Raw genomic sequence first — 24,426 nt, forward strand, 5'->3', positions numbered from 1 at the left:
GCGAGTGTAGGTGTGACGCTCCGCGAGCAGCGGGCGCCGCGTCAGCCGGGAGCGCCCAGCGTGCGGACGCCGTCGACGCGCACGCCGAAGGTCGCCGTCACCCGCTCCGACGCCACCCTGGCCGCGAGCCGGTCCGGCGCGGCGTTGCGGCACAGCACGATCGAGGCGCCGGCCGCCAGGGGGGCGAGCAGCCAGGCCACCGGGCCCGCCTCCTCCGCCGTCCGCTCGTCGACCAGCACGCGGTCGCCGTCGGTCAGGCCGAGCCGGTCCGCGAGCTCGGCGGCGGCCGCGCCGAGGCTGCCCAGGCTCAGCGACGCCCCGCCGACCACGAGGCCGGGACCGGCGGGGTCGGGGTCCTGGTGCGGGAAGAAGACGTCGCCGTGGACGCGCACCTCGACCGCGAAGTCGCGGGCCGGTCCCGCGTAGCCGGTCATGCCCAGGCCCAGCGGGTGCAGCGACAGGCCCCACAGCTCGGTCGCGGAGGCGTCGCCCACCGCCTCCGCCAGCGCGGGGAGCCGCTCCTGCGCGGCGAGGACCACATCGGCCCCGGCCGCCCGGCCCTCGTCCTCCAGCGCGGTGTCGAGCACCGCCGCGCCGCAGCTCCAGGCGCCGAGCAGCACCGCCGCCGTCTGCCAGTGGACCGGCAGCGCCAGGGCGACGGTGCTCCCCGGCCCGACGTCGCACTCGTCCTGGAGCAGGTTGGCGGTCTTGGCCACCCAGTTGGCGAGCGTCGCCGCCGACAGCTCGACCCGCTCGTCGGTGGCGTCGTCGTAGGAGGTGAGCAGCGGCGTGGCCGCCGACCGGCGCAGGGCGGCGGCCAGCAGGTCTGCCGGCAGAGCGGCGGGCGGGGTGGTGGACACGGGACAAGAGTGGCAGGGAGGCTGTGCGACGGATCGGTCCGCCCCGCGTCGTCCCGGCGACGACGGGTCCTCCCGTCTACAGTCGTCACTCGATGACCGCACCGAGCGCTGCCCTGATCCGCATGGACCACGCCCTGCTCCGCTCGACGCGCCGCGCGCTGGGCGGGACGCCGGCCGTGCCCGTCGCGCAGGGGCTGTCGCACTTCGGCGAGCACGCGCTGGGCTGGCTGGCCCTCGGGGCCGCCGGGTGGCTCTCCGGGCGCCGGCGCGACGAGTGGCTGGCCGGCGCGGCCGGGGTCGTGGCCGCGCACGGGGCCGGCGTCGTGGTCAAGCGCGTCGTGCGCCGGGTGCGGCCCTCGCTCGAGGACGTCCCGCCGCTGGTCGGGACGCCGAGCCGGCTGTCCTTCCCGAGCGCGCACAGCTGCTCCACCGCCGCGGCCGCCGTCGGGTTCGGGCCCATGGTCGGCCACCGCCCGATGGTCGCGGTGACCGGCGTCATGCTGGTCTCGCGCGTGCTCCTCGGGGTCCACTACCCGACGGACGTGGTGTCCGGCGCCGCCCTCGGTGCCGGTGTGGCCGCGGTCGTGCGGCGCCGCATGTCCCGAGCCCCAGGCAGGAAGGCGTGACCGTGCACCCCCAGCCGAGCCCCGCAGCGGGCCCCGCGACCTCGCCGGCCGCCGACCCCGAGGTCGACGGGGAGATCGTCCCCCTGCCGCCCGCCCCCCGCCTGCCCGGTTTCCGCGGCAGCTTCGCGTGGGGACTGGTCCGCGCGCTGCGGCCGCGCCAGTGGGTCAAGAACGTCCTCGTGCTGGCCGCGCCGCTGGCCGCCGGCGAGATCTTCAACGCCGCGATCATGCGGCCCACCGCCGTCGCCTTCGTGCTGTTCTGCCTCTCCGCCTCCGCCGTCTACCTGGTGAACGACACCATCGACGTCGAGGAGGACCGCCGGCACCCGCGCAAGCGGTTCCGGCCCATCGCCGCCGGCATCGTGCCGCGCTGGCTGGCCCTGGCCCTGGCGGCGGTGCTCTTCACCGTCGCGCTCGTCGCCGCGGTGCTGCTGACCCGGCCGGAGCTGGCGCTGGTGCTGGCCAGCTACACGGTCATCCAGCTGGCCTACTGCGTCTTCCTCAAGAACCAGCCGGTGATCGACCTGGCCGTGGTGGCCTCGGGCTTCCTGCTGCGCGGCATCGCCGGCGGTGTCGCCGCCGGGCTGCTGCTCTCGCAGTGGTTCCTGCTCGTCGCCGCCTTCGGCTCGCTGTTCATGGTCGCCGGCAAGCGGTACTCCGAGCTCGTGCTGGTCGGCGACGCCGCCGCGACCCGCAAGACGCTCAAGGAGTACTCCGCCAGCTACCTGCGTTTCGTGTGGAGCCTGTCGGCCGGCGTCGCCGTCACCGCCTACAGCCTGTGGGCGTTCGAGATGGGGGAGACGCAGGACGGCATCCCCTGGTCCACGATCTCCATCGCGCCATTCGTCATGGCGATCCTCAGGTACGCCGTGGACGTCGACAAGGGCGCCGCCGGCGCGCCCGAGGAGATCGTCCTGCGCGACCGCGTCCTGCTCTGCCTCGGTGTGCTGTGGGTGGCCACCATGGCGTTGGGAGTCTTCAGTGCCTGAACCCGTCCTGCTCAACGGCTGGGGGCGGACCGCCCCGACCCCGGCGGTGCTCACGCCCGTCCACGACGACGCCGAGGTCCGTGCGGTGCTCGCCGCTGCGGGCGGGCGCGGGGTGGTGGCCCGGGGCCTGGCCCGCAGCTACGGCGACGCGGCGCAGAACGCCGGCGGGCACGTGCTGGACATGACCGCCGCCGACCGGGTGCTCTCCTTCGACCCGGCGACCGGCCTGGTCGAGGTCGAGGCCGGGGTCTCGCTGGACGAGCTCATGAACCGCTTCGTCCCGCAGGGCTTCTTCGTCCCGGTGACCCCCGGGACGCGGCTGGTGACCGTCGGCGGCGCGATCGGCGCCGACATCCACGGCAAGAACCACCACGTCGCCGGCAGCTTCTCCCAGCACGTGCGGTGGCTGGACCTGCTCACCGCCGACGGCGAGGTGCACCGGGTCAGCCCCGAGCAGGATCCCGACCTCTTCTGGGCGACCGCGGGCGGCATGGGGCTGACCGGCGTCATCCTGCGCGCGCAGGTGCAGATGAAGCCGATCGAGTCCTCGCGCTGCCTCGTCGACACCGACCGCACGCCCGACCTCGACTCGCTCATGACGCTGCTCAGCGAGACCGACCACCTCTACGAGTACTCGGTGGCCTGGATCGACACCCTCGCCAAGGGCAAGCGCATGGGCCGCTCGGTGGTCACCCGCGGCCGGTTCGCGAAGCGCGACGAGCTCCCCGCGAAGCGGCAGGCCGACCCGCTGAAGTACCACGGCTCGATCAAGGTCTCGGTGCCCGACGTCTTCCCGCCCGGCCTGCTCAACCTGGCGACCGTCGCCGCCTTCAACGAGCTCTGGTACCGCAAGGCGCCCAAGCGCAAGCGGGACCAGCTGCAGAGCATCCCCACGTTCTTCCACCCGCTGGACGCCGTGGGCGGCTGGAACCGCATCTACGGCCCGCGCGGGTTCGTGCAGTACCAGGTCACCGTGCCCTTCGGGCAGGAGGAGGCCATGCGCGAGGTGCTGGACCGGCTGAGTTCCTTCGGGACGGCGTCCTTCCTCGCCGTCCTCAAGCGGTTCGGCCCCGGCAACCCCGGCATGCTGTCCTACCCCTCCCCGGGCTGGACGCTGGCGCTGGACATCCCGGTGATGAAGGGGCTGGCCGGCCTGCTCGACTCCCTCGACGAGGTGGTCGTCGCCGCGGAGGGGCGGACCTACCTCGCCAAGGACTCGCGGGTCCGGCCGGAGACCTTCGCGACCATGTACCCCCGGCTCGAGGAGTTCCGCGCCGTCCGCAAGCGCGTCGACCCGGACGGTGTCTTCACCTCCGACCTGGCCAGGAGGCTCTCGCTGTGATCGACGCCCTCGGTTCCCCCGGCTCGCTGCTGCTCGTCGGCGGCACCTCGGACATCGCCGTCGCCACGGCCCGGCGCTACCTGCAGGAGCGGCCGCTGCGCGTCGTCGTCGCGGCGCGGGACACCCCGCGGCGGGCGGCCGTCGCCGACGAGCTGCGCACCGCGGGCGGGGAGGTGGAGGTCGTGGACTTCGACGCGGAGGACCCGGCCTCGCCCGAGCGCGTGGTCGCCGCGGCCGCGGCCGGTGGCGACATCGACGTCGCGGTCGTCGCCTTCGGCCAGCTCGGTGACCAGGAGCAGCTCGCCGCCGACCCCGGGGCCGCCGGAGCGCTCGGTCAGGTCAACTACGTCGCCCCCGTCGTCGTCGGCACGGTGCTGGCCAACCGGATGCGCGAGCAGGGCCACGGCGCGATCGTGGCGCTGTCCTCGGTGGCCGGAGAGCGGGCCCGGCGGTCCAACTACGTGTACGGCTCGACGAAGGCAGGCGTGGACGCCTTCTACTCCGGCCTGGCCGACTCGCTCGTGGGCACCGGGGTGTCCGTGCTCGTCGTCCGGCCGGGCTTCGTGCGGTCGAAGATGACCGAGGGACTGCCGGAGGCGCCCCTGTCGACGACGCCGGAGGCCGTGGCCGAGGCGATCGTCACCGGCGTCCGCAAGGGCCGGCACACCGTCTGGGTGCCCGGTGCCATGCGCTTCGTCATGAGCGGCCTGCGGCACACCCCGCGAGCGTTGTTCCGCCGCCTGCCCTTCTAGTTGATGCAGCCGGTGTCGGCCGCGGTGCGCTGGTCCTCGGCCTGCACGACCTCGGCCGGCTCGGGTGCGGTCACGGGCACGCCCACTCCGTTGAAGTCCGAGCCCAGCACCAGGTGGACGGTGCCGCTGGTCGGCTCGGTCGACTCCACGGACACGGCGCCGGGGATGGCCGCCGCCAGCGTGGCCGCGAGCGTCTCGTCGCCGGCGGCGTAGCGGATCTCGGTGACCTCGTACCCGCCGCTGTCGGCGTTGCCCGTGGTGGCGACCGGGAAGCCCTGCTCCTCGAGCTCCGTGGCGGTCGTGGCGGCCAGGCCGGAGGTGCCCGACCCGTTGTACACGGCCACGGTGACGTCGCCCGCCGGGGCGGGCTCGGGTGCGTCGGCCGCGGGCGGGGGAGTGGTGCCCGGTGCCGGCTCGGGCTCGGCGGAGAGGTCGGCGAAGAAGGCGCGCAGCGTCTTCTCGTCCTCGAGCCGCACGATGGACCCGGCGGACTCGTCGCGGTCGGTGCCGAGGTTCGGCACCGTCTGGAAGCGGATGCTGTCGGGCGTCACCGACTGCATCTGCGCGGCCAGGTCGAGCAGCTTGAGGTCCTCGTCGACGGTCAGCGAGTCGGCCGCGGCCTCCACCAGCCGGCGCTGCTTGCCGAGGTCGAGCAGCACGTTGTCCGACAGCATCTTGCGGATCATCCCGGCCATGAAGGTCTGCTGCCGGACGATCCGGTCCAGGTCGCCCCGGGGCAGGTCGTAGCGCTGCCGGACGAAGGACAGCGCCTGCTCGCCCTGGATGGTCTGCACGCCGGCGGGCAGGTCGACGCCGGAGTTGGCCTCCTTGACGGGGGCGCAGAGGTTGACCTCGACGCCGCCGACGACCTCGGACAGCTTGAAGAAGCCGAGCAGGTCGACCTCGGCGTAGTGGTCGATCGACAGCCCGGTCAGCCCGCTGATCGTCTGGATGAGCAGCTGGGCGCCGGCGGCCTGGCGCTGCGCGTCCGTCGCGTCCTCGCCGGCCTCCTCGTAGTAGCCGTAGGCGTACGCGGAGTTCAGCTTGTGGTCCCCGTAGCCGGGGATCTCCACGAAGGAGTCCCGCGGGAAGGAGACGAACGAGGCCTCGGACCCGTCGGCCGGCACGTGCACGAGGATCATCGTGTCGGTGTTGACGCCGTCGTTGGCCTCGGTGTTCAGCTGGGCGAGCTCCTCCTCGCTCGCGCTCGCCCGGCTGTCGCTGCCGACCAGCAGCAGGTTCATCGCGTCGCCGATGCCCTCGTTGCCGCTGTCGGGGATGGCGTCCGTGCGGTTCATGCTGGCGTCGGCGACCTGACCGAGGTACCAGCCCCAGCCGCTCCCGGCCAGCAGCGCGGCCGAGGCCAGGGCCGTGACGGCGCGGCCGGCGACGACCGCGCGCCGGCGCCCGTTCCCGCTGCGCCCCGCCCGGGCGTCGGCGCGGCGCTCCCGCCGCGACGGCGCGCCGGCGCGCGGGTCCAGCCGGGCGGGGAGAGGGCGTCCGGACCCGGAGCGGTCGGCGTTGTCCGTCATGCACGTCCTCACGTCGGGCGGGCCGGCTCGGTGGAGCGTCCGGGAGCCAGGGTCCCGCGGCGAAGTCCCTCCCAGGGTAGGACCGCGGGGGCGGCGAACCGGGGAAGGACGCCGTGCGTCACCGCTCGTCGGGGACCACCTGACCGTTCCGTCACAGCCGTCCCGGAGCTGTGGCGCGGCGCGTCAGCCGTCCAGGCGGAGCAGGACGCTGGTGGGACCCCACTCCGTGCGCGCCGAGCCGAGGTCGGTCACGCCGGCCTGCCGGAGGAGCCGGTCGTGCTTCGGCGAGCCGGTGGCCACGAACACCAGGTCCACCGGTTCGTCGCCGGGGCCGACGCGGTCGTCGCCGAAGAGCTCCTCGGAGCCGCGGTCCACGGTGACCCGGTAGCCCTCGTCGACGAGCTCGTCGACGATGCCGGCGGCGACCGGCCACAGCTCGGGCGTCGCGATGTCCACGTGCACCGCGCGGTCGTCGACCCCCTCGAGGGCGTCGCCGACCAGGGCGGACACCGCGGTGACCCCGTAGGAGGACGGCAGCTCCTCGGCCGCCTCGCCGAGCGACGCCGCCGCCAGCACCGAGCCGGCCACCACGACCGCCGCGACGGGGACCAGCACGGGTGCGCGGTCGACCGCCGACCGGTGCCCGGCTGCCCGGTCACGGCCCGTCGTCCGCCGGTCGAGGACGAGGTGGAGGACGCCGATGACCGTGGCCACCGGCAGCGCCGCCACCCAGATGAGCAGGTACCAGTAGAGGACGCCGGTGACCGTGGCGCCGGAGAGCACCGCGGCGACCAGGGCCGCGCCCACCACGGCACCCCACCACGTGCCCGCGGCGGACCCCCACCGCCGGCCGAGGACCACCAGGGCGAGCGCGGCCAGCGCCTGCACGGCCAGGACCAGGGCCACCGACGCGGGCAGGGTCGAGACGTCCATCTCCCACGGACCGGGGCCGCGGTCGTAGGGCGTCATGGCGAGCAGCCGGCCGACGGCGACCAGGGCCTGGGGAGGCGTCGGGCGCCCTCCGGGGTCCTCGTGGCTCAGGAAGAAGCTGAGCAGGCGGACCAGGTTGCCCTCCCGCACCGGCGAGGACAGCTGCTCGACGACCGGGGGGATCCACACCGCCACGAGCACGGCGCTCAGCGCGACGGTCGAGCCGGTCCGCCGTGACCGCGGTGCCTCGCCGCCGTCGGCACCGGGCTCCCCGGTGCGCCGGAGGGCGCGGCGGGCCAGGACGAAGGAGACGCCGCCGGTCAGGCCGACGAGCGCGACCAGCGGTGCGGTGCCGACGTGGGTCTGGGCGAGGAAGCTCCCGCTGATCAGCATGGCCAGCAGGGCCGGCCAGCTGCCCGAGTGGACGCGCGCGGCCAGCACGAGGAACAGCAGGGTCCCCATCAGCAGCGCGTACGGGCTCCACACGTCCACGAACATCCGGGCCGGCATGCGCAGGACGAAGACGAGCACCGCCGCCGCGACGCCCAGGGTGAGCAGGGGCCGGCCCGCGCGTCGGACGGCGAGCACGACGGCGACCGCGAGCACCCCGTTGACGAGCACGTTGGCCGCCATGAGCGCCGGATCGTCGCCGCCGAGGAGCCGGGTGGGCGGGGCCAGCAGGTAGAACCAGACCGGTCCCGGGTGCGACCAGCCGTAGCGGGAGTACGGCCCGAGGTCCCGGTCGAACGTGCTCGCCTCGTGCACCGACAAGCCGGTCATCGCCTGATCGCCACCGAAGCGGAACGACTCGTCGACCCCGCGCAGGACCTGGACGACGGCGACGCCGAAGGCGGCCGCGACGGCCAGGGCGGCCACCACGGCGGCCCACGTCCCGTGCCGCGACGGTCGCGCGGGCGTCGGCGCCTCCGGCGAGGGCGGGACGCCGACCGCCGTCGTGCTGCGGGTGGCCACGGTGCGGCCGATCAGGACTCGGGCGCCGGCGGGGTGCGGGCGACGACCGCGTAGTCCTGCGGGCCGAAGAGCACCTCGTTCAGCGTGCTGAATCCACGGTTGACCGAGCCGGCCAGCTCCCGGGCCCAGGCCGGGGCGTCCTCGCCCAGCTCGGTCATCGGCAGGTGGTAGTCCTCGGCGGGGCTGTAGAAGCGCAGCCGGACGTCCCGGAACCCGGCCTTCTCGCACAGGAACGCCAGCAGGCTGGGATGAAGCGGGCGGACGTGCGTCGGGTCGAGCAGGTAGGAGTTGCCCAGCACGATCAGCGAGGCGGGGTTGGGGGTCTCGCTGATGAAGACCGAGTCCGGCCCGAGCTTCACCGCCGCCAGCTCCAGCAGCTCGATCATGTCGTCCAGCTCGAGGTGCTCGAGGACGTGCGTGGTGATGATCGCCCCGAGCGACCCGTCCGGGACCGAGCGCAGCCAGTCGCCGGCCAGCTCCTCGTGCACGGTGATCCCGCGGGCCCGCGCCTCGGCGGCCATCCCGGGGTCGGGCTCGACGCCGATGACCTCGATGCCGCGCTCGGCCAGCATCCCCAGCAGCTCACCGCGACCGCAGCCGACGTCCACGACCGGCTGGTGGTCGGACAGCAGTTCGCCGTAGCGGTCGACCAGGGTGGTCAGGATGGCGTCCGGATCGCCCCGGAACCGCCGCTCGAAGCCCACGTAGTCGAACAGCGTCGAGGAGAGCACCTGCCCGTCCGCCGGCGGTGCCGGCCGCGCCGGAGCCGTGGCGGGGGCGTCCGCGGGCGCCGCGGGGGCGGTGCCTGCGGTGCGCAGCCGCCGCTCGAGCGCGTACACCGACTCCCGCAGCTCGGCGTACCGCGCGCCCGCCCCGGCCAGCCCGGTCCCCGGGGCGAACGCCATGCCCAGCTCGTCGAGGGTGGTCTGCACGTGCCGCAGCTCGCCCTTGAGCAGCTCCAGGTTCACGTGGGCGCTGTGCACGGCCTCGTTGCGCTCGCGCACCCGCTCGGGATCCAGCTCGCCCCGCTCGGCCACGGCGCGCACGTGGTCGAGGGCAGGGTCCGCGTCCAGCGCCTCGGTCACCATCCGCTCCATCCGGGCGTCGACCATGCGCTGCACCCTGGAGCCGACGGCTGCCTCCGCACGGACGAGGAGGGGAGCCATGCCGCGCCGGGCGAGACCCCCGGCGAGCCGGCGGCCACGGCCGGCCACGCGCCCGGCGACGCTCCGCATCCGGCCCGGCTCCGTCGATGGCCCGGGCTGCGGCGCCTCCTCCGCGCTCCGGCTGCGGAGCAGTGCGACGGCCTCGGCGCTGGTCGGGTCGGGGGTGCTCACGGGTGCTCCTCTCGGTCCGGTCGCCAGCCGGAGGTGACGGCGCCCGGGAGCCCGGCGGTGGCCGCCCGCGCCCGGCGGCGGACGAGGCTGTGCTGCGGGGCGCCCAGGGCGTCCAGGGCCGCGGTCAAGCCTGACACGGAGCTGTGCGCGGGAGGCTCGACGCCCAGGCGGCGGCACAGCTCGGCGGCCACCCCGGGCGGCCGGTGGGACCGGGCGGTCTGCCAGCCGCTGCGCGCCAGCCGGGCGGCGCGGACGTCATCGGCGGCCAGTTCGGCGGCCAGCCGCAGGCGGTCGGCCGGGTCGGCGCCGACCAGCACGTCCACGTCCGGGGTCAGCCCGAGCAGCCGGGCGCCGTCGGCGTCGGTCACCGCGGGCGCCGCCCAGGCCAGAGCGGTCCACAGGTCCTCACCGGTGGCGACCACGGCCGAGGACAGCGCCGCCAGGGTCGGCCAGGTGTCCCGCGGGGCGGTGGCCGGCGGCTCGCCGGGCGAGCCCCAGGAGACGCCGTCCGGGCGCGCCTCGCTGACGAGGCGCTCGGGCAGGTCGCGCACGCGGCGCAGCCCGGCCCGGGTGAAGGGCAGCACCGGCCGGGCGGCGGCGGGCCAGGCGCGCAGGGACAGCTGCAGGTCGCCGGGGCGCACGTGCTCGCCCCCGGCGTCGGCCAGCACGGGGACGTCGCCGAGCTCACCGGCGTCGTCCCCGGCCATGCGCCACACGGCGTAGGGGGTCAGCGGGCGGCGGGGGAGGACGTCGCTGCAGTACAGGTGGGCCACCGTGCCCTCGGGCAGCGGCTCGCGCGCCGAGGCGGCCACCGGCTGCACGTCCGGGGGCAGCGCGGACAGCACCGCGGTGAGCCCCTCGGGGACGTCCCGGCCGATGTGCACGGCCAGGCGGACGGGGGCGGTCACGGTGCCGTGAGCCGCGCCACGACGTCGGCCCACGACAGGCCGGCGATGCGCTCACGGCCGGCGGCGCCGAGCCGCCGCGCGAGGTCGGGGTCGTCGGCCAGCGTGCGGATCGCGGCGGCCAGGCCCTCGGGCGTCCCGTCGCAGACCAGTCCGGTCACGCCGTCCTCGACCCAGTCCAGGACCGCGCCCGAGTCGGACGCGCAGATCACCGGCTTGGCCGCGTAGAAGGCCTGCAGGGTGGTGTAGCCGTAGTCCTCGTCCTCCGGCACGTAGACGACGGCGAGCGCGCCGGCGTACAGCTCGACCAGGTCGTCGTCGGGCACGAAGCCCGGCAGCTCCACCCGCCCGGTCAGGCCGGCGTCGCCGACGTGTGCGCGGACCTCGTCGAGGAGCTCGCCCCGGCCGGCCATCACGGCCCGCAGCGGTGTGGGGACGTGCGCCATCGCGTCGACCAGCAGGTGCGGCCGCTTGTTGGCCTCCTGCCGCTGCACGGAGAGCACGTAGTCGCCGAAGTCCCCGGGGTGCAGGACGTCGTGGAACGGTGGGGGGTGGGCCAGGGGGGTGCTGTCCAGCCCGTTGAAGCGGGCCAGCCGCCGGCTGACCACGCGCGAGTTGCTGAACACCTTCCGTGCCTCGGACAGCGCGGCGACGTCCCACTCCGTCATCAGCCGCTGCTCCTCGAGGCTGACGTCGTCCCAGGCGAAGTCCGACCACGAGGCGCCTGCCTCGAAGCCGTCGTAGGCGCCGCGGTGCTGGTGCAGCAGCCACACGACCTTGTTCGGGTGCTGCACGAAGTAGGACGGGAAGTTGGTCGCGATGACGAGGTCGGCGTCGATCGGGACCATGCGCCAGGCCAGCGGGGAGTCGAAGAGCCGGCCCTTCTCCCACGCCACGGGCAGGCGGACGAGGTCGACCCGGTGGCCGGCGGCCTCGAGCGCCGCCACCAGGTTCTCCTGGTGCTGCTCGGCGCCGCCCCGGACGAAGGGCTTCTGCGCCCCGCACACGACGATGTCCACGTGACCGCCCTCCGCACCGGGGCGTCCCCCGCTTCCTGTCTCGACCGAGAACCCTAACCGCTGGAGCGTGGGGCTCGCGGGACGTGCGGGGGTCCTGAGCGGGCTGTTCCGTGGCGCATCCCTCAACCGGACACGCTGCTCCCGTCGGCGCGGGGAACGAGGCGGACCGGTACGTACGATCCTTCCCATGCCTGGACAGGAACGGGGCGCTGCCGCGCTCACGGTGACGCGGACCGCGGGGCCCGCAGCCGGAGCCGGCGAGGTGCCCCTCGAGGACCAGCCGCTGGAGCGCGTGAACCAGCCCGTCTCGTTCTGGCGGGGCTTCGGGCCGACCGTCCGCGACGTCTGGGCCTACCGCGAGCTCCTCGGTCAGCTGATCCGCAAAGAGCTGAAGGTCAAGTACAAGGACAGCGTCCTGGGCTTCCTCTGGACCCTGCTGCGCCCGCTGCTCTACCTGCTGGTCTACGCGGTGGCGATCGGCGTCTTCCTGGGGTCGGGGAGGGTCATCCCCGAGTTCGGCATCTACCTGTTCACCGGGCTGCTGGCGTGGACGCTGTTCACCGACATCATCGGCGGCTGCACGGGTTCGATCGTCGGCAACGCCGGCCTGGTGAAGAAGGTCTACTTCCCGCGCGAGCTGTTCCCGCTGTCGGTCGTCGGCGCAGCCCTGGTGAACGTGTTCCTCCAGGCGGTCATCCTCGTCCTCGCCTACGTGGTGACCTGGAGCTTCCCCTCGCCGGAGAACCTGCCGCTGGTGCCGCTGGCCGTCGTGGCCCTGGTGCTCTTCGCCGTCGGGCTGGGCCTGATCCTCGCGGCCAGCAACGTCTTCCTCCGCGACGTCACGCACCTCGTCGAGGTCGGCCTGCTGCTCTGGTTCTGGATGACGCCGATCGTCTACGACTGGACGAAGGTCCGCACGACCCTCACCGTGGACAACGACCTGGCGTGGCTGTTCCAGGTCTACCTCGCCAACCCGATGGCCAACATCGTGCTCGCCTTCCAGCGGGCGCTGTGGCCCGGCGGCCAGACCGAGGCCGGCGCGGCGTTCTACTACGACGGGAACCTGTACCTCCGCCTCGGTGTGCTCATCGCCTTCGGTGCGGTCTTCGTCTGGTTCGCCCAGCGGGTCTTCGCCCGGTCCCAGGGCAACTTCGCCCAGGAGCTCTGACCGCCATGACCGACGTCATCCGCGTCCGCGACGTCTCCAAGCAGTTCGCGCTGCGCAAGGACAAGTCGCTCAAGGAGCGGCTGGTCAACGCCCGCCGCTCGCGCGAGAACGCCGAGGCGTTCTGGGCGCTGCGCGACATCGACCTCACCTTCGCCTCCGGCAGCACCACCGGCCTGATCGGCCACAACGGCTCCGGCAAGAGCACCCTGCTGAAGATCATCGGCGGCATCCTGACGCCGACCAGCGGGTACGTCGAGCGGCGGGGCCGGCTGGCTGCGCTCCTCGAGCTCGGCGCCGGGTTCCACGGCGACCTCACCGGCCGCGAGAACGTCTACCTCAACGCCGCGATCCTGGGGTTGACGCGGAAGCAGACCGACGCGTACTTCGACGAGATCGTCGACTTCTCGGGCATCGAGAGCTTCATCGACACCCAGGTGAAGTTCTACTCCAGCGGCATGTACGTGCGCCTGGCCTTCGCGGTCGCGGTGCACGTCGACCCGGAGATCCTGCTGGTCGACGAGGTGCTCTCGGTCGGTGACGAGCCGTTCCAGCGCAAGTGCCTCGACCGGATCCGGCGCTTCCAGCGCGAGGGCCGCACCATCGTCTTCGTCAGCCACGGGCTGGACCAGGTGCGGCAGCTGTGCGACCGCGCCGTCCTCCTCGACCACGGGCGGCAGCTCGTCGACGGCACGCCCACCGAGGCGGTCCGCGCGTTCCGCGACCTCAACCAGGCCGCGGAGGAGGCGGAGGAGGAGAAGAACGTCGACCTCGCCGCCCAGGGCACCCGCCGGGTGACGATCTCCGACGTCTCCGTGGCCGACGCCGACGGCCGGCCGGTGCGCACGCTGCCCTCCGGCGCCGGCCTGCAGGTGCGCTTCCGGGTCGACCCGGGCAGCCCGCTGGACGACTGGATCGTGGGCGTCGCGATCGAGGACAGCGGCGGCCAGGTGGTCTGGGGCTCCAACAGCGACATGCAGGGCTACGCCCTCCCCGGGCTCGGCGGTGCACCGGAGCAGGTCACGGTCGAGTTCCCGGAGGTCCCGCTGGCCGAGGGCGTCTACCAGGTGAGCATCGCCGTCGCCTCGACGGGGAACCGGACCGTCTACCACCGGGTCAACCGGCTGGCGACGTTCCGGGTGGTCACCGACGCCTACGAGGACGGTGCGGTGCACCTGCGGCCCGGGTACCGGGTCGCCGACCTGGCAGTGCCGCGGGGCGGCGTGCCGCTCGAGAGCGCGGCCGGTGAGCGCTGACGTGCCTGCTGCAGGCGACCGACAGAGGGAGACGAGATGAGCTCGATCGGGCCGGCGGACCGCCGTGGCCGGATCGGTGTGGTGCCCGCACGGTTCGGTGAGGGCATGGTCGGGGGCGCGGAGATCGTGCTGGCCGAGATGGGCCGGCGGCTGAGCGCGCGCGGCTGGGACGTCGAGGTCCTGACCACCGCCGCCCTGGACCACTTCGGCTGGGAGAACGTCCTGCCGGCCGGCGAGTCGGTGGAGCAGGGGCTCAGGGTGCGCCGCTTCCCGGCCGTCTTCGAGGACGACCCGGAGCGCGGCTGGCTCAACCACGCCGTCGCCACCGGTCAGCCGCTGGGCCTGGTGCAGCAGCAGCGCTGGATCAACGCGGGCATGCGCAGCCCGGAGATGTACCACCACCTCCTCGACCACGCCGAGGACTACCGGGCGCTGATCTACGGGCCCTACGTCTTCTGGCCCGCGTACGCCGGCAGCCAGCTGCTGCCCGAGAAGAGCGTGCTGTGGACGTGCCTGCACGACGAGCCGGCCGCCTACCTCGACGTCTTCCGGCCGGTGCTCTCCGGCATCGCGGGGCTCTTCTTCCAGACCGAGCCCGAGCACGAGCTCGCGCACCGGGTGTCACCCAAGCTCGCGCCGCACGACGTCGTCGGCTGCGGCGTCGAGATCCCGGAGAAGTACGACCCCCAGGGCTTCCGCGAGCGGTACGACCTGCCCGAGCGGTTCGTGCTGTACGCCGGGCGCCGGGAGGGGGCCAAGGGCTGGGAGGACATGCTGGCCGCGTTCGGCCGGGCGGTCGAGGGCGGTCTGCCGCTGTCGCTGGTGACCTTCGGCTCGGGTGAGGTGAACCCGCCTCCGTCCCTCGAGGGCCGGGTGCTCGACCTCGGCTTCCTCCCCGACGAGGAGCGCGACAACGCGTTCGCCGCCGCGGAGGCCTACATCCAGTCCAGCCGGTACGAGGCCTTCTCCCGCACGGTCATGGAGGCCTGGCTGGCCGGCACCCCGGTCATCGCGAACGGCGGCAGCGACGTCGTGCGCTGGCACTGCGAGCGCTCCGGTGCCGGCCTGGTCTACGACGACGAAGCCGAGTTCGTGGAGTGCCTGCGCCTGGTCGCCGAGGCGCCGGACGTCGCCCGCCGGCTGGCCGAGGGCGGGCGCGACTACGTGCTCGAGAACTACACCTGGGACCGGGTCCTGGACGGGGTGGAGAAGGGGCTGACCACGTGGACGACGCCGTGACCGACGACCGCCGCGAGCGGGTGCTGATGATCTCGCCGTACCCGCCGGTCCGGGACGGCATCGCCTCCTACGCGCTGCAGACGGTCCGGGCGCTGCGCCGGGAGGGCCTCGACGTCGAGGTGCTCTCGCCGGGGCCGAGCGCGGCCCACCACCACCTGGACCTCCGGGGGCCTCGGGGCGCGCTGGCGCTGGCCAAGCGGATCCGCGACTACGACCGGGTCATCGTCCAGTTCCACCCCGACTTCTTCTACCCCGACCCGGGGGACCCGCGGTCGCGGATGATCGAGAGCGCGGCGCTGGCACTGCCCTTCGCCCTGGCCCGCCGGCTGGAGGTCGTCGTCCACGAGATCGACGGCCGGCACGGGAACCCGCGACGGCCCGACGGCCAGGTGGCGCGCCGGTTGTGGCACCTGCCCGAGTCGATCAAGGTGCACACGGCGTCCGAGCGGGCGGCGTTCATCGCCGACTTCGGGGTGGACCCGGCCCGCGTCGAGCTCATCGCCCACGGCGCGGACTTCCGGCCGCACACCCAGATGGACCGCGAGGCGGCCCGGAAGTCCCTCGACATCGAGCCGGACGCCTTCGTCTTCCTGGCCATCGGGTTCGTCCAGCCGTCCAAGGGCTTCGACCGCGCCCTGCAGGCCTTCGCCGGGCTCTCCGTCGCGGGCGCCCGGCTCGACGTGGTGGGTTCGGTCCGGACCGACGACCCGGACACGGTGCGGCACGCCGGCGATCTGGTCGACCTCGCCGAGACCGTCGACGGCGCCACCGTCCACCTGGGCTACGTCAGCGACGAGCTCTTCGACCGGTGGATCGTCGCCGCGGACGTGGTCGTGCTGCCCTACCGGAACATCTGGTCCTCCGGGGTGATGGAGCGCGCCGCGCTGTTCGACCGGCCGGTCATCGCCACCCGGGTCGGCGGGCTGGCCGAGCAGGCCGCCTCCCGTGCCGACGTCCGGCTGGTCGAGGACGACGACGAGCTGCGGCAGGCGATGATCGAGCGCCTGCCTGCCCACGCGCTCACCCCCGCGACCAGCTGGTCGGAGGACGAGCTGCCCGAGGACGGCGACCTGCGCGCCGGCCTCCAGGAGCGCGTGCGCCAGCGGGCCTCGAGCCGTTCCTCGCTCACCCGGGCCGCCCGCGGGGCGGGGACCCGGGGCGCGGGCACGGCGGCTTCCGTGGAGGACATCAGCCGCCGGTCGGCCCCCCTGCGCCGGCTGCCGCACGTCGGCCCGCCGGACACCAACCACGGCCGGCGGTCGGTGCGCGTGGTGAAGCGGCTGCTGCGCAAGGCGACGGCCTTCCAGGTGGACCCGATCCTGCACCGGCTCAACGAGCTGCAGGACGCGACCGTGGTCGCGCTCGAGCTGGAGGCGCGGGCCGCGGGGACGAGGGCCGGCACCACGTCGCAGGAGGACGGCTCGGCGGCCGGGCGTCCCCCGAGCGGCGGCTGACCCTGCCGCGCACGGTCCGGCCGTCCCCCGCGGGAGACGGCCGGACCGTGCGGTGTCAGGTGGGGGAGTCCCCGTCGAGCGCCGCGACGTCGGCGGCCACCATGGCCGCGACCATGCCGGCGAAGTCCACCGTCGGGGTCCAGCCCAGCCGCGTCCGCAACCGGGTGGGGTCGCCCACCAGCACCGCCGCGTCGGCGGGCCGGGCCAGCCCGGCGTCCGAGACGACGTAGGGCTCCCAGTCCGGGATGCCGACCTCGGCGAAGGCGGTCGCCACCAGGTCGGACAGGCTGTGCGCCTCGCCGGTCGCCACGACGTAGTCGTCCGGGACGTCGGCCGCCGCGGCGAGCGCCATCGCCCGCGTGTAGTCCGGCGCCCAGCCCCAGTCCCGGTGCACCGCGAGGTTGCCCAGCGTGAGCCGGTCGGCCCGGCCCGCCGCGATGGCGGCGACGCCGGCGGTGATCTTCCGCGTGACGAACCGGGCCGGGCGTCGGGGCGACTCGTGGTTGAACAGCACCAGCGAGCTGGCGTGCAGGCCACGCGCCCGGTACATCCCGACCGACAGGTGCGCCAGCGCCTTGGCCGCCCCGTAGGGGTTCAGCGGGCTCACCGCGCACGCCTCGTCGATCGGCGTCCGGCCGCAGCCGGCGAAGACCTCGGCGCTGGAGGCCTGCACGAACCGGGTCGGCGGCGCCCCCCGCTCGCTGCGCCGGAAGAGGTGCTCGAGCAGCCCGAGGACCGGGCGGGCGTTGACGTCGAGGGCGCCGACCGGGTCCTCCCAGCTGGCGGCGACGCTGGACATGCCGGCGAGGTTGAACAGGCGATCGGGCTCGACGTCGTCCACCAGCGCGGTGAGCGCGTCCAGGTCGTGCAGGTCGGCCTCGTGGACGACCAGCGCGTCGCCCAACGCGCGCAGGTGGTCCGGCACGCCGTCGGGGTCGTGCGCGGGGGAGACGACGCCGTGCACGACGTCGCCGGCCGCGACCAGCTGCTCGGCCAGGTAGCCGCCGTCCTGACCGGTCAGGCCGGTCACCAGTGCCGTCCCCACGTCAGGCGGCCAGACTGCGCTGCTCTGCGAGGTCGGCGTCCACCATCATGGTGACCAGCTGCTCGAAGCCGACCTTCGGCTCCCAGCCGAGCGTGGTGCGCGCCTTGGCGGCGTCCCCGATGAGCAGGTCGACCTCGGCCGGCCGGATGAAGGCCGGGTTCTGCACGACGTGGGCCGACCAGTCCTCGATGCCGACGTGCCGGAAGGCGACGTCGAGCAGCTCGCGGATGGAGTGCGTCTCCCCGGTGGCGATGACGTAGTCGTCGGCCGTGTCCTGCTGGAGCATCAGCCACATCGCCTCGACGTAGTCGCCGGCGAAGCCCCAGTCGCGGCGGGCGTCGAGGTTGCCCAGCTCCACGGTCTCCTGCAGCCCCAGGTGGATGCGGGCCACGGCCCGGGTCACCTTGCGGGTGACGAACTCCGGCCCGCGGCGCGGCGACTCGTGGTTGAACAGGATCCCCGAGGACGCGTGCATCCCGTAGGACTCGCGGAAGTTGATGGTCATGTAGTGGCCGAAGACCTTGGCCACGCCGTAGGGGGAGCGCGGCCACAGCAGGGTCGCCTCGGTCTGCGGGACCTGCTGCACCTTGCCGAACATCTCCGAGCTCGACGCCTGGTAGAAGCGCACCCGGGTGGGGTCGTCGCCGCAGTACAGGCGGGTCGCCTCGAGCATGTTGAGCACGCCCATGCCGGTGACGTCGGAGGTCAGGTGGGCGTTCTCCCAGGAGTAGGCGACGTAGGAGATCGCGCCGAGGTTGTAGATCTCGTCGGGCTGCGCGGTGCGCATGGCGCGCAGCAGGCTCGGCAGGTCGGTCAGGTCGCCGAAGAGCAGCCGCAGCCCGGGGATCCGCTCGGCGATGTCGACCTTCGGGTTGTTCTGCCCGCGCACCAGGCCGTAGACGTCGTAGCCCTTGCTGAGCAGCAGTTCGCTCAGGTAGAGCCCGTCCTGGCCGGTGACGCCGGTGATCAAGGCCGTCGGCATGCGTGTCCCTCGTCTTCCTCCCCTGCGGCGGGAAGCCGCAGCACGCAGAGGTTAGCCACGCGGGCGACCGCTGTCCGGGACCTCACCCGGGAGGGAGCGCCAGCGCGTAGGCGGCCCGGGTGCGCTCGGCGCACCTCGTCCAGGTGAAGGACGACGCGTGGCGGCGGCGGGCGTCGCCCGCCTCCCCGGCCTCGTGGCGGGGCAGCCGGCCGAGCGCGTCGGCGAGGGCGTCCACGTCGCCGACGGGCACGAAGCGGCCGTGCTCGCCGAGCACCTCGTGCATCACCGGGAGGTCGCTCACCACCACGGGCCGCCCGCAGGCCAGCGCCTCCAGGGGCGGCAGGCCGAACCCCTCGTACAGCGACGGGAAGGCCAGGCCCCGGCTGCCGGCGACCACCTGGGGGAGCTCCTCGTCGTCGAGGAAGCCGGTCAGGTGCACCTTCCCCTCGGGGAGCCGGCTGAGGTCCAGCGCCGTGCCCCACCCCTGCGGACCGACGAGGACGAGGTGCGGCGCCGCGGGATCGCTGCGCAGCAGGCGGTCGAACGCGTCGACGAGGGTCTGCAGCCCCTTGCGCGGCTCGAGCGTGCCGACGGCGACGACGTAGTCGTCCGGCAGGCCCCGTGCGGTCAGCCACGCGTCGTCCGGTCGCCGCGCGCCGAGCCAGTGCGCGCCGACGCCGAGCGGGGTGGCCAGGACCCGCGCCGGGTCGGTCCCGTACTCGGCGACCACCTCGTCGGCGACCGCCTGGCTCGGGGTCAGCACCACCGCGGCGCGCCCGATGCTGCGCGGCACCAGCTCGCGGTAGGCCCGCGAGGCGGCGTCGACCGCGTCCCGGGTCCGCAGGAAGGAGAGGTCGTGCACGGTCACGACCCCGGCCGCCCGGCCGACCGGGGGCAGCACGAAGTTGGTGGCGTGGAAGAGGTCGACCCGGCCCGTCGACCAGGACACGGGTGGGACGTCGGTCCGCCGCCACAGCTCGCGCAGCAGGCGGGCGGGCATCCGGCGCGCCCGCACCTCGACCGACGCGGGGACGGCGTCCCGCAGCCGGTCGGTCCCGCGGAAGGTGAAGGCGGTGGCGACGACGTCGTCGTCGCCGGCCAGCTCGCGCACGAGCTCCCCGGTGTACCGGCCGACGCCGGTGCGGGGGCCGAGCAGCGGGGTCGCGTCCAGTCCTATGCGCACGGCCGCATCGTCCCGCACCTAGGGTCGGGGCGTGCGGGTCGGAGTGGTCGTGGAGCAGCTGCTGGCCCCCGTGCCGGGCGGGACCGGCCGGTACGCCGGCGAGATCGCGGAGGCGCTGGCGGCGACCGCGGGCAGCGGGGACTCGGTCGCCGGCTGGACGGCCTGGCACCGGGACACCGCACCCGCCCGGGTGCCCGGGGTGGCGGGCCCGGCGCGCCTGCCGCTGCCGCGCCGGGCGCTGGTCGCGGCCTGGGAGCGGTCCGCGCGCCCGCGGCCCCGGGCGGTCGACCTGCTGCACGCCCCCACGCTGCTCGCCCCGCTGGGCAGCCGGCTGCCGGTGGTGGTGACCGTGCACGACGCGGTGCCGTGGACCCATCCGGAGACCCTCACCGCCCGCGGCGCGCACTGGCACCGCCGCACGGGCGAGCGGGCGGCACGGGCCGCGGCCGCGGTTGTCGTCCCCACGGAGGCGGTCGCCCACGCACTGGCGGAGCACCTCCACCTCCGCTGCCCGGTGGTCGTGGTGGGGGAGGGCGTCTCCGGGCGGCTGGCGCTGCCGGCCGACTCCGCCGACCGGCTCGCCGCGCTCGGCGCCGTCCCGGGTGGCTACGTCATGACGACGGCGACCCTCGAGCCGCGCAAGGGCCTCGACGTCCTGGTCGAGGCGCTGGGCCGGCCCGGTGCACCCGACCTCCCGCTGCTGGTGGCCGGCCAGCCCGGGTGGGGGAGCGTCGACCTCGCGGCCCTGGCGGCCCGCGCGGGCCTGGCCGACGGGCGGGTGCGCGCGCTCGGGCGGGTCCCCGACGCGGACCTGGCCGCGCTGCTGCACGGTGCGGCCGCGGTGGTCGTGCCGAGCCGGGCGGAGGGCTTCGGGCTGCCCGCCCTCGAGGGCATGGCCGCGGGCGTGCCGGTGGTCACCTCCGACGACCCGGCGCTCGTGGAGGTCGGGGGCGGCGCGACCGCGGTGGCGCCGGTCGGCGACACCGCGGCGCTGGCCACCGCCCTGGCGCGCGTGGTGGCCGAGGAGGACGTGCGCCGCGACCTGGTGCGACGAGGGCGGGCGAGGGCCGCCGAGTTCACCTGGACCGGGGCCGCCGCCCGGCTGTGGGAGCTCTACCGGGAGCTGCGCCCCTAGCCCGTCAGGCGCCGGCCGCTGCCGTGGCCCGGGCCTCGAGCCGGGCCCGCCGCGCCTCGACCACGCGGCGGCCGAGCGCGATGGCGGGCTTCTCGACGAACCGGTACGTGAGGGCCGCGCCCACCAGGGTCGTCGCCAGCATCACCGTGAAGCCGACCCAGGGCCCGCCGGGGACCGCCGGGAAGACCACCAGCACGAGCGCGTGCAGCAGGTACACCGAGTAGCTGATGGTGCCCAGGTAGGTCAGCGCCCGGGGCCAGCGGCGCCCGCGCAGCAGCAGCGCCGCACCGAAGACGAGGTAGGCGCCGAGGAAGGTCACCACCTCGGTCCACCACTGCGGCGTCTCCCCGCTGATCGGCTCCGTGTAGCCGATGTGCCAGGTGCGGTGGGCCAGCACGATGACCACGAGCCCGAGGGCGTAGACCGCCGCGGCGGTCCGGCCGCTGGTCTGGCCGGCCGTCCAGCGGTAGAGCACGGTGCCCACGAACATCGACCCGAGCAGGAGGAGCGAGAAGTACATGTCGTGGGGGCGGTTGGCCATCGCCACGACGACCACGGAGCCCATGGCGACCAGCGCCGCCCGGCGGCGGAGGTCGGGCAGCCGGCCGGCCGCGACCACGAGCAGCAGGAGACCGGCGACCGGGACCGCCCACCAGTGCGTGTCCGGCTGGCGCTGGACCATCAGCAGGGTGGTCGTCCCCCCGAGCCCGAGGGCCGACACGAGCAGGAGCACCGCCGTCGTGGCCGAGCTGCGGTGCAGGTTCAGCAGGAACAGCACGGACACGAGCAGGTAGAAGACGAGCTCGTACCCCAGCGTCCAGGAGGCGCCGATGACCAGGGGCCGGGTGGAGAAGACCTGCAGCATCGTGAGGTTGAGCAGCGAGTCCTCGACGACGCGGTAGCCGGCCGGCGGGGCCAGGCGGGCGGTGAGCGACCAGGCGGCCAGGATGGACGCCATCACGAACAGGTACAGCGGCCACAGCCGGAAGAACCGGCCGATCCAGAACTCGACGAGGTCGTTCCGGCGCTCCATGGACGCCGGGATGATGAAGCCGCTGCAGAGGAAGAAGACCAGGACGCCGAACTCGCCCCACCGGAACCAGTAGTGGGACCAGCCCAGCAGCTCGACCCAGAAGCCCTCGCCGATGTGCTGGACCGCCACGACCAGGGCGGCGATGCCGCGGAGCGCGTCCAGGAACTCCAGCCGGCCCTTGCTGGTCACCGTGGAGTCGTGGACCGGGGGCGGGACGGTGGCCGGTGCGGCGTCCTCGAGCGCGTCGTGCGCCCGCTCGACCCCGGTCATCCCTTGCAGCATGCGCGTGTCCTCCGAGGGTGCGCGGCTCCGCCGGAGCGTCGCGCGGGTGGGTCCGAACCGACTGTGACCCCATCGTGACAGCACGCCGGGGTGTGCTCGGGCGCCACGGCGTGTTCCCGGCGTGGCGTAGGACTCGTCCGTCACTTCCGGTGCAGCGACCTCACGGGGGGCGGCCCGGCCGCGCGCTACCCTCGGCCGGTCGTCCAGCCGCTGCGCCGAGCTCGAGGAAGGCCTCGCTTGTCACCGGTCCCGCCCCGCGTCCTGGTGGACGCCACCGCGGTGCCCGCCGACAGGGGCGGTGTCGGCCGCTACGTGGACCAGCTGCTCCCGGCGCTCGCCGGGCTCGGCGCCGACCTGGCGGTCGTCTGCCAGCGGCGCGACGAGCCGTTCTACCGCGAGCTGGTGCCGGGAGCGCGTGTGGTGGCGGCGCCCGAGGGGATCGCGCGCCGGCCCGCCCGGCTGGCCTGGGAGCAGGTCGGGCTGCCCCGGGTGGCGCGTCAGGTGGGCGCCGACGTCCTGCACTGCCCGCACTACACGATGCCGCTGGCGGGGGGCCTGCCCGTCGTCACCACGCTGCACGACGCGACCTTCTTCACCCACCCCGAGGTCCACCAGCGGGTCAAGCGCACCTTCTTCCGGGCCTGGACGACGCTCTCGCTGCGCCGCGCACGCCGCTGCGTGGTGCCCTCGCAGGCCACGCTGGACGAGCTGGCCCGCGTGACGCGCGGCGTGCACGGCCAGGTCGAGGTCGCCCACCACGGGGTGGACGCCGCCCGCTTCCACGTGCCGGCCGCGGACGAGGTGGAGGCCGTCCGCGCGCACCTCGGGCTCCGGTCGGCGCGGTACGTCGGGTTCCTCGGCACCATCGAGCCGCGCAAGAACGTGCCCGCGCTCGTCGAGGGCTGGCAGCAGGCGGTGACCGGGCTGGCCGACCCCCCGGCGCTGGTGCTCGCCGGTGGCCGCGGCTGGGACGAGCGGGTCGACGAGGTGCTGGCCCGCGTCCCGGACCACCTCGAGGTGCTCCGCCCCGGTTACCTGCCGCTGGAGCTGCTAGCCGGGTTCCTGGGCGGCGCGGAGGTGCTCGCCTACCCCAGTCTGGCCGAGGGGTTCGGCCTGCCGGTGCTCGAGGCCATGGCCTGCGGGGCGCCGGTGCTCACCACCCGGTCGCTCGCGCTGCCCGAGGTGGGCGGCGACGCCGTGGCCTACACCGAGACCGAGGCCGCGGCGATCGCCGGCCGGCTCCGGCACCTGCTCGACGCACCCGCCGAGCGGTCCCGGCTGTCCGCCGCGGCCGTGACGCGGGCGGCGGGCTTCACCTGGACTGCCTGCGCGGAGCGGCACCTGCACGCCTACGCCGCCGCGGCCGCCGGCTCGTGAGACCCCCCTCGGGGCGGTCCGGGCCCCCCGTAGGGTGACCGCCGTGGGAAGCGCCTCGGTCGACGCGCCGCTGCGGGTGGTGGTGGTGACCTTCTCGCCGGGCGGCACGCTGGAGGGTTTCCTGGACTCCCTCGCGCTGGCCACCAGCCGGCCCTACGAGGTCGTCCTCGCCGACAACGGGTCCACCGACGGCGTCCCGGAGCGGGCGGCGCGGGAGCGGGCCGAGGTCCGGCTGCTGCCCACCGGGGGCAACGTCGGCTACGGGGCCGCCGCGAACGCGGCGCTGGCCGGTGCGACCACCGGGTACGCGATCGTCGCCAACCCCGACGTCCGCTTCGAGCCGGGCGCGGTCGACGAGCTGCTCGACGCCGTGGCGCGCTGGCCGCGGGCCGCGACGCTGGGCCCGGCCATCCGCACGCCCGAGGGCACGATCTACCCCTCCGCCCGCGACCTCCCGTCGCTGTCGACCGGGATCGGGCACGCGCTGCTGGGCTGGGTGTGGCCGGCCAACCCGTGGACGGCGCGCTACCGCCGCGAGCGCGACGAGATCACCGAGCGCCCCGCCGGGTGGCTGTCGGGCAGCTGCCTGCTGGTCGACCTCGCCGCCTACTCGTCGGTGGGCGGCTTCGACCCCGGCTACTTCATGTACTTCGAGGACGTCGACCTCGCCCGCCGCCTCGGGCAGCGCGGCTGGCTGCACGTCTACGTCCCGACGGCGGTGGTCACCCACGAGGGCGGGCACGCCACCCGGCGCTCGGCCCGCCGCATGCAGCGGGTGCACCACACCAGCGCCCTGCGGTACCTCTCCGCGGACTGGCCCCGGCGCCGGCACGCCCCGCTGCGGGCGGCCCTCCGCGCCGGCCTGGGCGCCCGGATGCTGGTCTCCTACGTGAGCAGCCGGGTCGACGCCGGCGCCCAGCCGCAGCAGACCGTGGACCAGCTGCCGCACGACCACCCGGACCACCCCACCACCGGCCACCCCTGAGCCGGCCGGACGACCGACCGACGAGA

21 protein-coding genes are annotated in these 24,426 nt (G+C 74.7%); 11 read left to right on the top strand and 10 right to left on the bottom strand.

Going from position 1 to position 24,426, the window contains the following annotated elements; all coding sequences use genetic code 11:
* Window positions 1-41 precede the first annotated feature (41 nt).
* Window positions 42-860, bottom strand: a complete 819-nt coding sequence (locus ACI79H_RS17495) for a TIGR03089 family protein (protein WP_456555692.1) — start codon at window positions 858-860, stop codon at window positions 42-44.
* A gap of 92 nt (window positions 861-952) precedes the next feature.
* Between ACI79H_RS17495 and ACI79H_RS17500 the strand changes: the two genes are divergently transcribed.
* The 4 genes from ACI79H_RS17500 to ACI79H_RS17515 are packed head-to-tail and all read left to right on the top strand — an operon-like array spanning window position 953 to window position 4,569.
* Window positions 953-1,486: a phosphatase PAP2 family protein gene (locus ACI79H_RS17500; protein ID WP_456555693.1), complete on the top strand. Its 534-nt coding sequence runs from the start codon at window positions 953-955 to the stop codon at window positions 1,484-1,486.
* Window positions 1,483-2,475: a decaprenyl-phosphate phosphoribosyltransferase gene (locus ACI79H_RS17505; protein WP_456555694.1), complete on the top strand. Its 993-nt coding sequence runs from the start codon at window positions 1,483-1,485 to the stop codon at window positions 2,473-2,475. Before ACI79H_RS17500 ends, ACI79H_RS17505 begins: the two co-directional genes overlap by 4 nt.
* The gene (locus ACI79H_RS17510; protein WP_456555695.1) at window positions 2,468-3,817 is read left to right on the top strand and encodes an FAD-binding protein; all 1,350 of its coding nucleotides are present in this window, start codon (window positions 2,468-2,470) and stop codon (window positions 3,815-3,817) included. The genes ACI79H_RS17505 and ACI79H_RS17510 overlap by 8 nt, the downstream gene beginning before the upstream one ends.
* A complete protein-coding gene (locus ACI79H_RS17515) occupies window positions 3,814-4,569 on the top strand; it encodes a decaprenylphospho-beta-D-erythro-pentofuranosid-2-ulose 2-reductase (RefSeq protein WP_456555696.1) in 756 nt (251 codons plus the stop codon). The genes ACI79H_RS17510 and ACI79H_RS17515 overlap by 4 nt, the downstream gene beginning before the upstream one ends.
* On the opposite strand, the gene ACI79H_RS17520 is transcribed toward ACI79H_RS17515, so the two are convergent.
* From ACI79H_RS17520 to ACI79H_RS17540, 5 genes are all read right to left on the bottom strand, one after another.
* Window positions 4,566-6,101, bottom strand: a complete 1,536-nt coding sequence (locus ACI79H_RS17520) for an LCP family protein (RefSeq protein WP_456555697.1) — start codon at window positions 6,099-6,101, stop codon at window positions 4,566-4,568. The genes ACI79H_RS17515 and ACI79H_RS17520 overlap by 4 nt on opposite strands.
* A gap of 183 nt (window positions 6,102-6,284) precedes the next feature.
* Window positions 6,285-8,003, bottom strand: a complete 1,719-nt coding sequence (locus ACI79H_RS17525) for a hypothetical protein (protein ID WP_456555698.1) — start codon at window positions 8,001-8,003, stop codon at window positions 6,285-6,287.
* A gap of 11 nt (window positions 8,004-8,014) precedes the next feature.
* Window positions 8,015-9,340 carry a class I SAM-dependent methyltransferase gene (locus ACI79H_RS17530; RefSeq protein ID WP_456555699.1) on the bottom strand — a complete coding sequence of 442 codons (1,326 nt, stop codon included), beginning with the start codon at window positions 9,338-9,340 and terminating at the stop codon, window positions 8,015-8,017.
* Window positions 9,337-10,248, bottom strand: coding sequence for a hypothetical protein (locus ACI79H_RS17535; protein ID WP_456555700.1), 912 nt, complete (start codon window positions 10,246-10,248; stop codon window positions 9,337-9,339). Before ACI79H_RS17535 ends, ACI79H_RS17530 begins: the two co-directional genes overlap by 4 nt.
* The gene (locus tag ACI79H_RS17540; RefSeq protein WP_456555701.1) at window positions 10,245-11,264 is read right to left on the bottom strand and encodes a glycosyltransferase family 4 protein; all 1,020 of its coding nucleotides are present in this window, start codon (window positions 11,262-11,264) and stop codon (window positions 10,245-10,247) included. Before ACI79H_RS17540 ends, ACI79H_RS17535 begins: the two co-directional genes overlap by 4 nt.
* A gap of 187 nt (window positions 11,265-11,451) precedes the next feature.
* Here ACI79H_RS17540 and ACI79H_RS17545 point away from each other — a divergent pair, with 187 nt between their 5' ends.
* The 4 genes from ACI79H_RS17545 to ACI79H_RS17560 are packed head-to-tail and all read left to right on the top strand — an operon-like array spanning window position 11,452 to window position 16,378.
* A complete protein-coding gene (locus ACI79H_RS17545) occupies window positions 11,452-12,432 on the top strand; it encodes an ABC transporter permease (RefSeq protein WP_456555702.1) in 981 nt (326 codons plus the stop codon).
* A gap of 5 nt (window positions 12,433-12,437) precedes the next feature.
* Window positions 12,438-13,685: an ABC transporter ATP-binding protein gene (locus ACI79H_RS17550; protein WP_456555703.1), complete on the top strand. Its 1,248-nt coding sequence runs from the start codon at window positions 12,438-12,440 to the stop codon at window positions 13,683-13,685.
* 36 nt (window positions 13,686-13,721) lie between these two features.
* Window positions 13,722-14,924 carry a glycosyltransferase family 4 protein gene (locus ACI79H_RS17555; protein ID WP_456555704.1) on the top strand — a complete coding sequence of 401 codons (1,203 nt, stop codon included), beginning with the start codon at window positions 13,722-13,724 and terminating at the stop codon, window positions 14,922-14,924.
* On the top strand, window positions 14,909-16,378 hold the full coding sequence (locus ACI79H_RS17560; protein ID WP_456555705.1) for a glycosyltransferase: 1,470 nt from the start codon (window positions 14,909-14,911) through the stop codon (window positions 16,376-16,378). Before ACI79H_RS17555 ends, ACI79H_RS17560 begins: the two co-directional genes overlap by 16 nt.
* A gap of 55 nt (window positions 16,379-16,433) precedes the next feature.
* Here ACI79H_RS17560 and ACI79H_RS17565 read toward each other — a convergent pair whose 3' ends face one another.
* The 3 genes from ACI79H_RS17565 to ACI79H_RS17575 form a co-directional block, all read right to left on the bottom strand.
* The gene (locus tag ACI79H_RS17565; protein WP_456555706.1) at window positions 16,434-17,408 is read right to left on the bottom strand and encodes a GDP-mannose 4,6-dehydratase; all 975 of its coding nucleotides are present in this window, start codon (window positions 17,406-17,408) and stop codon (window positions 16,434-16,436) included.
* A gap of 16 nt (window positions 17,409-17,424) precedes the next feature.
* Complete coding sequence (locus ACI79H_RS17570; protein WP_456555707.1) at window positions 17,425-18,405, bottom strand: GDP-mannose 4,6-dehydratase; 981 nt, start codon at window positions 18,403-18,405, stop codon at window positions 17,425-17,427.
* Window positions 18,406-18,487: 82 nt separating this feature from the next.
* On the bottom strand, window positions 18,488-19,588 hold the full coding sequence (locus ACI79H_RS17575; protein WP_456555708.1) for a glycosyltransferase family 4 protein: 1,101 nt from the start codon (window positions 19,586-19,588) through the stop codon (window positions 18,488-18,490).
* Window positions 19,589-19,619: 31 nt separating this feature from the next.
* Here ACI79H_RS17575 and ACI79H_RS17580 point away from each other — a divergent pair, with 31 nt between their 5' ends.
* A complete protein-coding gene (locus tag ACI79H_RS17580; protein ID WP_456555709.1) occupies window positions 19,620-20,723 on the top strand; it encodes a glycosyltransferase in 1,104 nt (367 codons plus the stop codon).
* 4 nt (window positions 20,724-20,727) lie between these two features.
* Here ACI79H_RS17580 and ACI79H_RS17585 read toward each other — a convergent pair whose 3' ends face one another.
* Entirely contained in the window at window positions 20,728-22,038 is a 1,311-nt protein-coding gene (locus ACI79H_RS17585; protein ID WP_456555710.1) for an acyltransferase family protein, read from the bottom strand.
* Between the two features lie 237 nt (window positions 22,039-22,275).
* Here ACI79H_RS17585 and ACI79H_RS17590 point away from each other — a divergent pair, with 237 nt between their 5' ends.
* Together ACI79H_RS17590 and ACI79H_RS17595 are read left to right on the top strand one after the other, a co-directional pair.
* A complete protein-coding gene (locus ACI79H_RS17590; protein ID WP_456555711.1) occupies window positions 22,276-23,415 on the top strand; it encodes a glycosyltransferase family 4 protein in 1,140 nt (379 codons plus the stop codon).
* A gap of 43 nt (window positions 23,416-23,458) precedes the next feature.
* Window positions 23,459-24,400 (top strand): glycosyltransferase family 2 protein, encoded by a 942-nt coding sequence (locus tag ACI79H_RS17595; protein ID WP_456555712.1) that lies wholly within the window; start codon window positions 23,459-23,461, stop codon window positions 24,398-24,400.
* Window positions 24,401-24,426 lie beyond the last annotated feature (26 nt).

This window comes from Blastococcus sp. SYSU D01042 (assembly GCF_054050515.1).

Excerpts from the sequence above, each read along its gene's own strand:
- ACI79H_RS17555 (WP_456555704.1), top strand. The coding sequence starts at position 13,722 with ATGAGCTCGATCGGGCCGGCGGACCGCCGTGGCCGGATCGGTGTGGTG.
- ACI79H_RS17500 (WP_456555693.1), top strand. The coding sequence starts at position 953 with ATGACCGCACCGAGCGCTGCCCTGATCCGCATGGACCACGCCCTGCTC.
- ACI79H_RS17585 (WP_456555710.1), bottom strand. The coding sequence starts at position 22,038 with ATGCTGCAAGGGATGACCGGGGTCGAGCGGGCGCACGACGCGCTCGAG.
- ACI79H_RS17545 (WP_456555702.1), top strand. The coding sequence starts at position 11,452 with ATGCCTGGACAGGAACGGGGCGCTGCCGCGCTCACGGTGACGCGGACC.
- ACI79H_RS17550 (WP_456555703.1), top strand. The coding sequence starts at position 12,438 with ATGACCGACGTCATCCGCGTCCGCGACGTCTCCAAGCAGTTCGCGCTG.
- ACI79H_RS17570 (WP_456555707.1), bottom strand. The coding sequence starts at position 18,405 with ATGCCGACGGCCTTGATCACCGGCGTCACCGGCCAGGACGGGCTCTAC.
- ACI79H_RS17520 (WP_456555697.1), bottom strand. The coding sequence starts at position 6,101 with ATGACGGACAACGCCGACCGCTCCGGGTCCGGACGCCCTCTCCCCGCC.